The 13,402-nt window shown below is 64.8% G+C and carries 9 protein-coding genes; all 9 read right to left on the reverse strand.

Features of this window, described 5'->3' with window-relative positions:
• Nucleotides 1-233: 233 nt before the first annotated feature.
• Nucleotides 234-425 carry a hypothetical protein gene (locus AYJ54_RS36920; RefSeq protein WP_063707066.1) on the reverse strand — a complete coding sequence of 64 codons (192 nt, stop codon included), beginning with the start codon at nucleotides 423-425 and terminating at the stop codon, nucleotides 234-236.
• A 178-nt stretch (nucleotides 426-603) separates the two neighbouring features.
• Nucleotides 604-1,014 (reverse strand): acyl-CoA thioesterase, encoded by a 411-nt coding sequence (locus tag AYJ54_RS36925; RefSeq protein WP_063707068.1) that lies wholly within the window; start codon nucleotides 1,012-1,014, stop codon nucleotides 604-606.
• A gap of 7 nt (nucleotides 1,015-1,021) precedes the next feature.
• Nucleotides 1,022-3,118: a 3-hydroxyacyl-CoA dehydrogenase NAD-binding domain-containing protein gene (locus tag AYJ54_RS36930; RefSeq protein ID WP_063707069.1), complete on the reverse strand. Its 2,097-nt coding sequence runs from the start codon at nucleotides 3,116-3,118 to the stop codon at nucleotides 1,022-1,024.
• A gap of 2 nt (nucleotides 3,119-3,120) precedes the next feature.
• Entirely contained in the window at nucleotides 3,121-4,404 is a 1,284-nt protein-coding gene (locus AYJ54_RS36935) for an acetyl-CoA C-acetyltransferase (RefSeq protein WP_063707071.1), read from the reverse strand.
• Entirely contained in the window at nucleotides 4,404-6,671 is a 2,268-nt protein-coding gene (locus tag AYJ54_RS36940; protein WP_063707123.1) for an acyl-CoA dehydrogenase, read from the reverse strand. The genes AYJ54_RS36935 and AYJ54_RS36940 overlap by 1 nt, the downstream gene beginning before the upstream one ends.
• A gap of 311 nt (nucleotides 6,672-6,982) precedes the next feature.
• Nucleotides 6,983-7,606, reverse strand: a complete 624-nt coding sequence (locus AYJ54_RS36945) for a flavin reductase family protein (RefSeq protein ID WP_063707125.1) — start codon at nucleotides 7,604-7,606, stop codon at nucleotides 6,983-6,985.
• Nucleotides 7,607-7,875: 269 nt separating this feature from the next.
• A complete protein-coding gene (locus AYJ54_RS36950; RefSeq protein ID WP_063707073.1) occupies nucleotides 7,876-8,475 on the reverse strand; it encodes a TetR/AcrR family transcriptional regulator in 600 nt (199 codons plus the stop codon).
• A 31-nt stretch (nucleotides 8,476-8,506) separates the two neighbouring features.
• Complete coding sequence (locus tag AYJ54_RS36955) at nucleotides 8,507-11,644, reverse strand: efflux RND transporter permease subunit (RefSeq protein ID WP_063707074.1); 3,138 nt, start codon at nucleotides 11,642-11,644, stop codon at nucleotides 8,507-8,509.
• 256 nt (nucleotides 11,645-11,900) lie between these two features.
• Nucleotides 11,901-13,007 carry an efflux RND transporter periplasmic adaptor subunit gene (locus tag AYJ54_RS36960; RefSeq protein ID WP_063707076.1) on the reverse strand — a complete coding sequence of 369 codons (1,107 nt, stop codon included), beginning with the start codon at nucleotides 13,005-13,007 and terminating at the stop codon, nucleotides 11,901-11,903.
• Nucleotides 13,008-13,402: the final 395 nt, after the last annotated feature.

Here is a 13,402-nt window from a genome sequence, read left to right on the forward strand (position 1 = left end):
CGGGTGAGAGGTCCCTCTCCGCGAGAGCCTCTCTTACTTGTGAGTGAGCTGAGGCAACCCCTCATCCGACGCCATAGCCGATGCAAAGCATCGGCGTTTTTCCTAAGAGAACGGCGGCCCACCGCCGCCTACGCCACCTTCTCCCGCAAGGAGAGAAGGGAGGACAGCAGCGTCGTCGGCAAAAGATTCCGACCACGCGCTTTTGCGCGCCCCGGAACGACGCGTGGAAAGCGCTACGCCGCCTCCTTCACCTCTCCGTTAACCAGCCTGTGCGCAGCGCGCTCGGCTTCGCGCGCGTTGCGAAAGAGCTGGCCTTCCAGGCGATTGAAGCGGTGAGACGAGGCGAAGAAGCAGTAGCCTCCGGGATTGCGAACCACGATACCTGCGGTCTGCGAATTGACTTCGATGATGTAGCTGTCCGGCATGGCCCGTTCGTTTCCTCAATGCGGGCAAATAACGACAGTCCTGCCCAAAGGTTCCTAGGGCAAATCAGCCGTTTTTTAACCCCGAATCGACGCACTAAGGAGTACGCTGGGACCTCATCCCTTTTGTGACCTGTTCTTGGCGAAGACGCGACGATAGCGGACGCGACGCCGCGCGCGTTTACGTCGCAATCGATGCATCTGTCGAACCAATCTCCTGCGGTCGGCCGTGATCGTCGATCGAGACGTAGGTGAAATTGCCGTCGGTGACGAGGAACGGATGCTCCTCCCTGCGGCGCAGCGCCCAGGCTTCGAGATGCACAGTGAGCGAGGTGCGTCCGACGCGCACGAGATTGGCGTAGACCGAGACGAGATCGCCGACATAAACCGCTTTACGAAAATTCATCGCCTCGATCGCAACCGTGACGGTGCGTGACTTCGCGACCTTCGACGCAAACACGCCGCCGCCGACGTCCATCTGGCTGAGCAGCCAGCCGCCGAAGATGTCGCCATTTGCGTTGGTGTCGGCGGGCATCGCCAGCGTGCGAATGCAGAGATCGCCGTTCGGCTCGGTGTCAGCCTTTTCAGTCATATGCCTCTCACTTGAAATTGTCCCAGCCCGGATCGGGCGCGAAGCGACCGCCGAACCGCTCGGCCAGTGTGCGCAAGGTGGCGACGATATTCTCCACGCCGCGCGTCCGCGCATAATTCAGCGGCCCGCCGCGGAACGGCGCATAGCCCGTGCCGAAGATCATGGCGCCGTCAACCGCATCGGCGTCATCGACGATGCCTTCGCGAAGGGCCGCGACGCAGACGTTGGAGATCGGCAGGATCAGGCGATCGATCATCTGGTCGGTGACGCGCGGGCCGGTCTCGGGCAGTGGCGCCTTCTCCGCCTTGCCGTCCTTCCAGACATAGAAGCCCTTGCCGGTCTTGCGGCCGAGTTCGCCCTTGGCGACTCTCTCGCGCAACCAGGCCGGCGTCGGCGGCAGCAGATCGCCGAACTTGGTACGCAGCATGTCGCCGACGTCGAGGCAGATGTCGAGCCCGACCTGGTCGGCCAGTTCGATCGGTCCCATCGGCATGCCGAACTGCTCCGCCGCCGAGTCGATCAGGCGCTGGTCTGTTTTCTCGTCCAGCATCACCATCGCTTCCAGCATGTAGGGCGTCAGCGCACGGTTGACGAGGAAACCAGGCGAGCTCTTCACGGAGAGCGGCAGGCGGTCGATCGCGCCGACGAAGGCGAGCGCTTCCTTGAGCACCTGCGGGTCGTTCCCGTCATGGTTGACGACCTCGACCAGTTGCAGCCGCGACACCGGATTGAAGAAGTGCAGGCCGACGAGCCGCTCCGGCCGCGCCAGACCGTTGCGCAGATCCTGGAGCGGGATGCTCGAGGTGTTGGTCGAGAGGATCGCACCCGGCTTCATCCGCGGCTCGAGTCCGGCATAGATCTTCTGCTTGAGCTCGAGCTTTTCCGGCACCGCCTCGATGATGAGATCGGCGTTGCGGACGCCCTCGCCGTCCATGTCAGGTATCAGGCGATCGAGCGCGTCGCGCACGTCGGTCGGCTTGCGGATGATCTTGCCGTAAAGCTCGGCGGCACGTTTCACTGCACCCGCGATCGGCTCGGGCTTCATGTCGGCGAGCGAGACGCGGAGCCCCTGCCCCGCGCACCATGCAGCGATGTCGCCGCCCATGGCACCGGCACCGATCACGTGGACATGCTTGACCGTGTTGCCGGTGCCGGCCGCCTTCTTCATCTGCTCGCGCAGGAAGAACACTCGGATCAGGTTCTGCGCGGTCGGCGTCACCATCAGCTTGGCGAACGACGCCTGCTCCGCCTTCAGCATCGCGGCCTTGCTGCCGCCATGCGCCTCCCAGAGATCGATCAGCGCGTAAGGCGCGGGATAGTGCTCGCGGGAAGCCGCCTTCGCCGCCTCCGACCTCATGCGCTTGGCAACCAGGCCGCGTACGGGACCGAACTTGGCCGCGCGGGTGAGAAGGCCCGGCCGCGCCCGCTTCAGCCGGCCGAAAAGCGCGTCCTTCACCGCATTGTGGACGTGCCGCTCCTGCGTCACGGTGTCGACGAGGCCGAGCGATTTGGCCCGGCGCGCATCGATGGTGCGGCCGGTCAGCATCAGCGCCATCGACTGGGTCGGATTGACCAGCGCCGTGAAGCGTGCGGTGCCGCCAAGGCCGGGATGTAGGCCGAGCATCACCTCGGGGAAGCCGAAGCGCGCGCCGTCGATGGCGACGCGCGACTGGCAGGCAAGCGCGACCTCGAGGCCGCCGCCGAGACAGAAGCCGTGGATGACCGCGACCGTCGGCAGCCGCAGCGCCTCCAGATGATCGACCACCGCATGCGCGCCGCGGATGCGCGTCTCCACCATGCCGGGATCGCTGGCGCCGCGAAATTCGTTGACGTCGGCGCCCGCGATGAAGCCGGACGGCTTGGCCGAACGGATCACGAGGCCAGCGGGCCGCTCGGTCTCGATTGAAGCGAGCACGGCGTCGAATTCCTCCATCACGTCCGAGGACAGCGTGTTGGCGCTGGCATCGGCTCGGTCGAACAGCAGCCAGGCGACGCCGTCGGCATCGCGCGTCAGCTTGAAATGGCGATAGGGCCCCTCGGCCGCGGGCTGAGGCCCGAGCGCCAGCACGCGATCACCGAGCGCGGTCATGATCTTCGAATCCATGGTCACACCGCCTCGATCAGCATGGCGCCGCCGAGCCCGCCGCCGATGCATTCCGTTGCAACACCACGCCGCGTGCCGAGCCGCCTCATGGCGTTGACGAGGTGCAGCACGATACGGTTGCCGGAGGTGCCGACAGGATGGCCGAGCGAGATCGCGCCGCCATCGACATTGAGCTTGTCACGATCGATCTCGCCGGCCGCACCATCGAGACCAAGGATCTCGCGGCAGAATTTTTCATCGTTCCAGGCGGCGAGGCAGCCGAGCACCTGCGTGGCGAAGGCCTCGTTGAGTTCCCAGGTCTCGACGTCCTTGATCGTAAGATTGTTACGCGTGAGCAGCGGCGTCGCCGACATCACCGGCCCGAGCCCCATGATGCTCGGATCGAGCGCAGCCCAGTTGCTGTCGATGATGACGGCCTTGGGTATCAGCTTATGCTTTGCGACGGCCTCGTCGGAAGCAAGGATCACCCAGGAGGCGCCGTCGGTGATTTGCGAGGAATTTCCGGCGGTGACCTGGCCCCAGGGGCGCTCGAACACCGGCTTCAGCTTCGCCAGCGTCTCCGGCGTGGAGTCCGGCCGTACGCCGTCGTCATGGTCGAAAAACTTTCCGTCGCGGGAGAAGGCGGTCTCGACCTCGCCCTTGAGATAGCCTTGCGCCTGCGCATGCGCGAGCCGGCGGTGGCTCTCGGCGGCATAGGCATCGGACTGCGCGCGGGTGATGCCGAAGAGATGGCCGACGACCTCAGCCGTCTGGCCCATGTTCAATTCGGTGATGGGATCGGTCAGCCCGCGCTCGAGCCCAATGATCGGCTTCAAGAAGCGCGGCCGCACTTTCAGCGCAGCCGCGATCTTCGCGGCCATGCCCTTGGCGGTGGCAAGGCCGGCGAACCAGCGCACGCCTGAATTCGGCCAGACCAGCGGCGCGTGGCTCAGCGCCTCGGTCCCGCCGGCGAGGATCATGTCGGCATGGCCCTCACGGATGTAGCGGTACGCGGTGTCGATCGACTGCATGCCGGAGCCGCAATTGATCTGCACCGTGAAGGCGACCATGTCCTCGCCCATGCCGAGCCTGAGCGCCGCAACGCGCGCCGGATTCATCTCGTCCGCGATCACGTTGACGCAGCCGAGGATGAGCTGGTCGAAAGCGGTGGGCGCGAACGGCTGGCGCGCCAGCAGCGGCCGGCCGCATTGCACGGCAAGATCGACCGGCGTGAACGGCCCCGGCCCCGAACGCGCTTTGAGAAACGGCGTTCGGCTGCCGTCGACGATGAAAACCGGTCGTGCCATCAGCTCGCCGCCCTCTGTTCACCGAGTTCCTGGAAGAACTGATGCACGCCGCCGGTTTTCTTGTAAATCGGCGACAGCGCCTCCGGCGCAAAATCGTCGACTTCGATCACTTTTGTGACAGCTTCGCGAGCGGCGGCAAGCTGCTCACCCTCGGCCTGCGTGATCACGCCGTTGGTGACCGCCTCCTTCCAGTCGTGGATATGCGCGGCGCGCATGCGCTTTGCGATCGCATCGGTCGTTGCAACCAGCTTGAACGCACGCTCCAGCCGGGCAAAGCCGCTGTCGTCATCGACATGGGCAAGATCCGGCGTGAGGCGGTCGCGCGCGGCTGACGGCTCCAGCACGAGGCTAGCACATTGGTGCACGACGCGGTCGCTTGGGCCGAGCACGCGGGCGGCGAAGGGCTGGACCACGAGCTTGAGGATCACAGCGACGAAGCGGTTCGGCAGATTGGCGAGAATTTCGGCGAGCCTGTTTTCGATGGTCCTGAAGCCCGTCGCCATGCACCATTCGAGCGCGGCGAAATCTTCCTTCTGCCGCCCTTCGTCCTGCCAGCGCTTCAGCGCCGCCGAGAGCAGATAGAGCTCGGAGAGGATGTCGCCGAAGCGCGCCGACAGCATCTCCTTGCGCTTGAGCGCACCGCCGAGCGTGAGCAGCGCCATGTCGGCGCAAAGCGCGAAGGCCGCGGAATAGCGCGAAAGCTGGCGATAGAATTGCGTCGCCTCGCCAGCATCCGGCGCAGGCGCGAAGGCGCCAAACGTCCAGCTCCGACTGAGGGCGCGGACCAGCGTCTGCAAGCTGTGCCCGACATGCTTCCAGAACGCCTTGTCGAAGGCGGCGAGCCCGCGCTCGCGGTCGGCGTCGGCGAGCGCATTCATCTCGTCGAGCAGATAGGGATGGGCGCGGATCGCGCCCTGCCCGAACACGATGAGATTGCGGGTGAGGATATTGGCGCCTTCCACCGTGATGCCGACGGGGACGGCGCGGTACAGATTGCCGAGATAGTTTTGTGGCCCGTCAATCACGGCCTTGCCGCCATGGATGTCCATGGCGTCGTCGACCGTAGTTCGCATCCGCTCAGTCGCGTGCAGCTTCATGATGCCGGAGACGACGGCGGGATGAACGCCGGCGTTCAGCGCCGCACAGGTGAGCCGTCGCGCCGCATCGAGCTGGTAGGCGGTCGCGACAATGCGCGCGAGTGGCTCCTCGACGCCCTCGAACTTGGAGATGGAGATACCGAACTGCTCGCGGATGCGCGCATAGGCGCCGGTGGTGCGCGCCGCGAACGCCGCGCCCGCAGCCGACAGCGATGGCAGCGAGATGCCGCGGCCAGCGGCGAGCGCCGTCATCAGCATCTTCCAGCCCTGTCCCAGCCGCTCCTCGCCGCCGATGACGTAATCGAGCGGAATGAAGACGTCGCGGCCCCGGTTCGGGCCGTTCTGGAATACCTGCATCGCCGGCAGATGGCGATGGCCGATCTCGACACCGGGCAGATGCGTCGGGATCAGCGCCACGGTGATGCCGAGCTCTTCCTGCTCGCCGACGAGATGATGAGGATCGTAGGCCTTGAAGGCGAGGCCCAAGAGCGTTGCGACGGGGCCGAGCGTGATGTAGCGCTTGTGCCAGTTGAGCCTGAGGCCCACGACCTCACGCCCCTCGAAGATGTCCTTGCAGATGATGCCGGTGTCGACCATCGAGGCGGCGTCGGAGCCGGCTTCCGGACTGGTCAGGCCGAAGCAGGGAACGTCGCGGCCGTCGGCAAGCCGCGGCAGCCAGCGCTCCTGCTGCTCCTTCGTACCGAAGCGCATCAGAAGCTCGCCGGGCCCGAGCGAGTTCGGCACCATCACCGTGACGGCCGCGGCGATCGAACGGGTCGAGATCTTGCGTACGACTTCGGAGTGCGCATAGGGCGAGAAGCCGAGGCCGCCGAACTCCTTTGGAATGATCATGCCGAAGAATTTCTCGCGCTTGATGAAGTGCCAGACATCGTGCGGCAGGTCGCGCCACTCCCAAAAAATCTTCCACTCGTCTAGCATGGCGCAGAGCTCGTCGACCGGGCCCCTGAGGAAGGCCTGCTCCTCCTCCGTCAGCGTCGCAGGCGTGACGTTCAGCAATTTCGACCAGTCGGGATTGCCGCTGAAGAGATCGGCATCCCACCAGACGTCACCGGCCTCCAGCGCTTCGCGCTCGGTGTCGGACATTGCGGGCAAGACGCCGCGTGCGAGAGCAAAGATCGGTTTTGTGAGGGTGTCGCGGCGGAAGCTCATGGCAAACCTCATGGCAAGAACTTATGGAGCACGCGGTGACCTGCATTTTAGCGGAAAGTGGCCGGCAGAAGTGAACACTTCGCCTGCAAAAAGATGCGAATTGACGCGGCCGGGCGGCCCGGGGTGATAACGGCCGGGGTGCGGTGCCAGTTCCGGGAGGGGAATGGAGTGCTCAAGCCGCCATCGTCATTCCGGGGCACGCGAAGCGTGAACCCGGAATCCATGCGCCCGCGGGTACATGGATTCCGGGCTCGCGCCTAACGGCGCGCCCCGGAATGACGAGACTGAGAGAGCGGGTAGCCCGCGCCAGATCAATCCGGCCGGATCATCTCGAACATGTTTTCCGGCCTGATCTCGAAATAGTCGCCACGGCGGCCGGCGCGGACGATCGGGCGGGCGGCGGCGGTCTGATAGACACCGTCCTTGATCATGGCCTTGTCGATGTGGACGGCGACGACCTCGCCGAGCGTCAGCCAGGCGTCGGCCTCCTTGCCGTCGGCGCCCTTGAGGCGAACGATGTCGGACACCTTGCACTCGAAGGCGACAGGGCTCTCGCCGACGCGCGGCACGTTGACGAGCCTGCCGGGCACAGCGGTCAGGCCTGCAATCTTGAACTCGTCAACCTCAGGGGAGACATGCGCCGCCGTCGCGTTCATCTGCTTGGCGAGATCCATCGTGGCGAGATTCCAGACGAATTCCTTCGTCTGCTGGATGTTCTCGACCGAGTCCTTCCAGTTGGTGGAGGAGAAGCCGATGATCGGCGGGGTGTAGCAGAACGCGTTGAAGAAGCTGTAGGGCGCGAGGTTGACGTGGCCCCTGGCATCGCGGGAGGAGATCCAGCCGATCGGCCGCGGCGCGATGATCGCGTTGAAGGGATCGTGCTTGAGGCCGTGGCCCTTGGCCGGCTCGTAGAAATACAGGTCTTTGTCGGTCACGCTGGTTTTTTCCTGATCGTCATTGCGAGCGCAGCGAAGCAATCCAGGCTCCCGCCGCGGAGACAGTCTGGATTGCTTCGCTGCGCTCGCAATGACGGAGTGTGTTGGTCCGCCTCGGCGTCAAAACCCCGCCGTCATTCCGGGGCGATGCGAAGCAACGAAGCCCAATGCGCAATTGCGCATTGTGGAATCTCGAGATTCCGGGTTCGGTCCTGCGGACCGCCCCGGAATGACGGTGAAGCTGCTTATATGAGAAATTCCTCCGCCCGTCAGTGGCGCGGCGACAGACCCGCGATGACGAAATCGATCATCTGGTCGATGGTCGGGCCCGGCTTGGTGGCACACTGGGCGATCATCTGAGGGTGGAAGAAACGCATCATCGCGGTGCAGGCACACAGCGAAGCCAGTTGCAGATCCGGCGCCTCGAACTCGCCAGAGGCCACGCCCTGCGCGATCATCTGCCCCATGAACGAGGCGATACATTCCATATGGGCGACGCAGACGTCCCAATCCTCCTGCATCGCGATCTCGACCATCTCATGCAGCTTGGAATCGCCGACATAGCGCTCGGTGTTCATGCGGTTGATGGTGGTGAGCAGCTCCCGGAAGCGCGCCAGCACCGGACCGGGCCTCGCCACGATCCGCTGCGCCTCGAGTTCGACCTCGCCCATCAGCGCCCGCGCCACCGCCTGGTGAATCGCCTTCTTCGATTCGAAGAAGCGATAGACGTTGGCGGGGCTCATCCTGAGCTCCTTGGCGATGTCCCCGACCGTGGTCTTCTGGTACCCGATCTGGCGGAACAGCCGCTCGGCCACCTCGAGGATGCGCTCCCGGGTGTCGCCTTCGATATGTTCCGCAATCAGTGTCATCTGTCAGGACTCGTTAGTCGCTACTCTTCATTTATTCAGCCGCCTCAGCAAGCGGAATTGCCGGCTCGGCATCGCTCCCATGCTGCGGCGCAGCGGCCTCCTCGCCGGCGCCCGCCTCGTCCAGGCTCTTGCGGAACCAGAGCGCGTAGAGACCCGGCAGGTACAGGAGCGTGAGGAAGGTTGCAACGAACAATCCGCCCATGATCGTGATCGCCATCGGGCCCCAGAACGCCGAGCGCGACAGCGGGATCATGGCGAGGATGGCCGCAAGCGCCGTCAGCACGACCGGACGGGCGCGCCGGACGGTTGCTTCCACGATCGCCTCGCGCCGGGTCAGGCCGTGGGAGACGTCGGTCTCGATCTGGTCGACCAGGATGACCGTGTTGCGCATGATCATGCCGGCAAGCGCGATCAGGCCGAGCAGCGCCACGAAGCCGAACGGCTGGCTGGCGACGTTGAGCCCGAGGGACGCGCCGACGATGCCGAGCGGCGCGGTCAGGAACACCAGGATCAGGCGCGAGAAGCTCTGGAGCTGGATCATCAGCAGCGTCAGCATCACCATGACCATCACCGGGAAGAGGATGAAGATCGAGGCATTGCCCTTGGCGGATTCCTCGAACGCGCCGCCCGGCTCGATGCGGTAGGCCGGCTCGAGGTTGTCCTTGATCGCCTTCAGCTTCGGCGTGATCTGGTTGGTGACGTCGGGCGCCTGCACGCCGTCGACGACGTCGGAGCGCACGGTGATCGCCATGTCGCGGTTGCGCCGCCACAGGATCGGCTCCTCATGCGAGTACTCGATCTTGGCGATCTGCTGCAGCGGAACGGCAACGCCGTTGCGCGAGGTGATGGTCAGGTCGCCGACGCCGCCGAGGTCGAGGCGTTCGGACGGGATCGCACGGGCGACCACGCCGACCTTCTCGATGCCGTCACGCACGGTCGTGACCTGCGCGCCCGAGATCAGCATTGAAAGCGCCTGCGAGACGTCTTGCGGCGTCAGGCCCATGGCCCGCGCGCGGTCCTGGTCGACGACGAGCTTGAGGTAGGGCGACTGCTCGTTCCAGTCGAGCTGGACATCCTTGACGCTCTTGTTCTGCCGCATGATGTCGCGGACCTGGTAGGCGATCTCGCGCACCTTGTTGGCGTCGGGGCCGATCACGCGGAACTGCACGGGGAAGCCGACCGGCGGACCGAAGTTGAAGCGGTCGACGCGAACGCGCGCCTCGCTCAGCATGCCGTCGGCGGCCGCGTTCTCGATCTTGGCCTTGATGCGCTCGCGCGCCTCGACGCCCTTGGCGACGATGACGATCTCGGCGAAGGCCTCGTTCGGAAGCTGCGGGTTGAGGCCGAGCCAGAAGCGCGGCGAGCCCTGCCCGACGTAGGCCGTGTAGGTCGCGATATCCTTGTCGTCCTTGAGCAGCGTCTCGGCCTTCTTCACCGCCTTCTCAGTCACGTTGAAGGCGGTGCCTTCCGGCAGGCGAAGCTGGAGGAACAGCTCGGGCCGCTCCGACAGCGGGAAGAACTGCTGCTGGACGTGGCCGAAGCCGACGATCGAAGCGATGAAGACGCCGACCGTCGCGACCACCACCGTGATGCGGTGATTGACGCACCACTGCACGATCGCGCGCAGGCCACGGTACATGCGGGTCTCGTAGACCGCATGCGGATCGTGGTTGTGGTGCAACTTCATGTCCGGCAGCAGCTTGACACCGATATAGGGCGTGAAGATCACCGCCACGAACCAGGAGGCGACCAGCGCGATCGCCACGATCCAGAAGATGCTGCCGGCATATTCGCCGACCGCGGAATTGGCAAAGCCGATGGGGAGGAAGCCAGCGGCCGTGACCAGCGTTCCCGTGAGCATCGGAAACGCAGTAGATTCCCAGGCAAAGGACGCGGCGCGGATGCGATCCCAGCCCTGCTCCATTTTCACCACCATCATCTCCACCGCGATGATGGCGTCGTCGACGAGCAGGCCGAGCGCGATGATCAGCGCGCCAAGCGTGATGCGGTGCAGGTCAAGCGACATCGTGTTCATGACGATGAAGACGATGCCGAGCACCAGCGGCACGGAGAGCGCGACCACGATGCCGGTGCGCCAGCCGAGCGCGAGGAACGAGACGAACAGCACGATCACGAGCGCTTCCATGAAGGAATGCACGAACTCGCCGACCGCGTGCTCGACGACCTTGGGCTGGTCGGCAATCAGCTCGACATCGACGCCCTGCGGCACCGCCTTCATGAATTCGGCGGTCGCCTTCTCGACCTCCTTGCCGAGCTCGAGGATGTTGGCGCCCTTGGCGGTGACGACGCCGATGCCGATCGCGGGCTTGCCTTCCTGCCGCACGACAAAGCTCGGCGGATCGACATAGCCGTGGGTGACGGTCGCGATGTCGCCGAGGCGGAAGACACGGCCGTTGCTCTCGACCGGGGTCTCGGCCACGGCCTTGGCGCCGTCGAGCGCGCCGGTGACGCGCAGCGGCACGCGCTGCGACGAGGTCTCGACCGTGCCGGCCGGGGTCACGTTGTTCTGCTTGGCGAGCGAATCGAACAGCGCCTGCGGCGTGATGCCCAGCGTCGCAAGCTTGGCATGCGAGAACTCGACATAGATGCGCTCGTCCTGGGTGCCGTAGACGTCGACCTTGGTCACGCCGGGCACCTTCAGGAGGCGCTGGCGGAAGCCCTCGGAAACCTTCTTGAGCTGGGCGTAGTCGGCGCCGTCGCCGGTCATCATATAGAGGATGGAATCGACGTCGGAGAATTCGTCATTGACGACGGGGCCGAGGATGCCCGAGGGCAGCTGGCCCTGCACGTCGACGAGCTTCTTGCGCAGGAGATAGAACAGATAAGGCACGTCCTTAGGCGGCGTGTTGTCGCGGAAGGTGACCTGGAGCGCGGTGAAGGCGGGCTTGGAGTAGGTCTGCACCTTCTCGAAGTAAGGCAGCTCCTGCAGCTTCTTCTCAATGGGGTCGGCGACCTGGGTCTGCATCTCCTGCGCAGTCGCGCCCGGCCACATCACGGAGACGTTGACCACCTTCACCGTGAAGAACGGATCCTCGGCACGCCCGAGCTTCTCGTAGGAGAAGAAGCCGGCAGCGCCGAGCACGATCATCAGGAACAGGACCAGCGTCGGATGGCTGACGGCCCAGGCCGAAAGGTTGAAGCGCTTCATCGCACTCTCCGTAAGACGATCCAATTGCCAAAAAACGACAGCCACTCTGTTCAACCCGTCATCGCAAGGCAGCGAAGCAATCCAGGGGGCTGGGCAAGTGCTGGATCGCTTCGCCGCTTCAGCCTTCGCGTAGGCGCTAGGGCCGAAACTCACCTCGCAACGACGGAACTCTTATTGTTTGAGCATGATCTTTTCGGAAAACCGCTACACACTTTGCGCTAGCGCGGCCCTCCGGGTCCGGATCATGCTCCGCGCCTCAGAAAGACAGTGACGACACGATCCGCACCTTCTGGCTCGGATCGAGCTTCTGCACGCCGAGGGCGACGATCCTGGCGGCCTCCGGTACGCCGCCCGTGATGACGACGTCGCTGCTCTCGTAGGACTTGACCGTGACCGGCTGCAGCGTAACCGCGCCGTTGTCGTCGACGACGTAGAACGAGGGCTTGCCGCCTTCGTTGAACAGCGCCGACAGCGGCAGCCGCGCGACGCGCTCGGTGGCGGCGTCCGACAGCGTCAGCGTCGCGGTCATGCCAAGCGCAACCTTGTCATCTGCCTCGGGCAGCGAGAACTTTGCGAGATAGGTCCGCGTGGCCGGATCGGCGGCGGGCGCGATCTCGCGCAGCTTCGCTGCGTATTTCCTGTTGGGCTCCGACCAAAGAGTGACGCTGGCGACGCCCGACTTGGCGCGTTCGACCAGCGTCTCAGGGATCGCGACGACCGCTTCCTTCTCGGCAAAGCGGGCGACGCGGATCGAGGCCTGGCCCGCGGCGACCACCTGGCCGGGCTCGATCAGCGTTGCGGTGACGACGCCACGGGCGTCGGCAACGAGCGTCGCGTAGGAAAGGGAATTGTTGGTCAGTTCGACGGAGCGCTCGGCCCGGTTCAGGCGCGCACGCGCCTCGTCAGCGGCGGCACGGCTCGAATCCATCTGGGCGTCGGTGGTCCAGCCCTTGGCCTTCAGATCCTTGGCGCGCTGCTCGGCGGCAGCGGCCTGGGCGAGTACGCCTGTTGCGGCGGTCTGCTCGGCCACGGCCTGCTCGGCCTGAAGCTTCAGGTCGACCTCGTCGAGGGTCGCGAGCGGCTGACCGACCTCGACCGTCTGGCCGACTTCGACCAGGCGCTTGGCGACCTTTCCGGCGACGCGGAAGCCGAGGTCGCTCTCGATCCGGGGCTTGATGGTGCCGACGAAGCTGCGCTCCGGCGTTTCGGCCTCGTAATGAGCGGTGGCGACCAGGACCGGCCGCGGCGGTTCAGCCTTCTCGGCCACGGTGTCATTGCATCCGGCCAGCGCAACCGCCATCAGGGCCAGCGAAGCGCCTGCCAAGAGCTTGGAATAGCTCGACAAAACCGACCGGACGAACATCGGAGACACTCCTGTTTCTGTGTTCCGGAGAAATGTCGACTAATCACTGATAAAAGTCAATAATCGTCAGTCATCAGGAAAGCGTGATCATTAAGGGATGGTAAGGATGTAAGACCGGTCAAACAGTTAGCTTGGGTGTGACGTCTGGTCGCGTAAGCGACGGTCCGAGCAGCCCGACTGAAACGGCTTGCGCCGCAGTGATTCCTGGACACGCGAAGCCGGTAGGGTAGGCAAAGCGAAGCGTGCCCACCACGCCTGTCGCCATTCGGGAAGATGGTGGGCACGGCGCGAAAAGCGCGCCTTTGCCCACCCTATGGAGCCAACAGCCTGTAGCCCGGATGGAGCGTAGCGTAATCCGGGTTGCCGACCGACAGCCTGCCCCATCCCGGATTTCG

The organism is Bradyrhizobium centrolobii (assembly GCF_001641635.1).
Classification (GTDB): domain Bacteria; phylum Pseudomonadota; class Alphaproteobacteria; order Rhizobiales; family Xanthobacteraceae; genus Bradyrhizobium; species Bradyrhizobium centrolobii.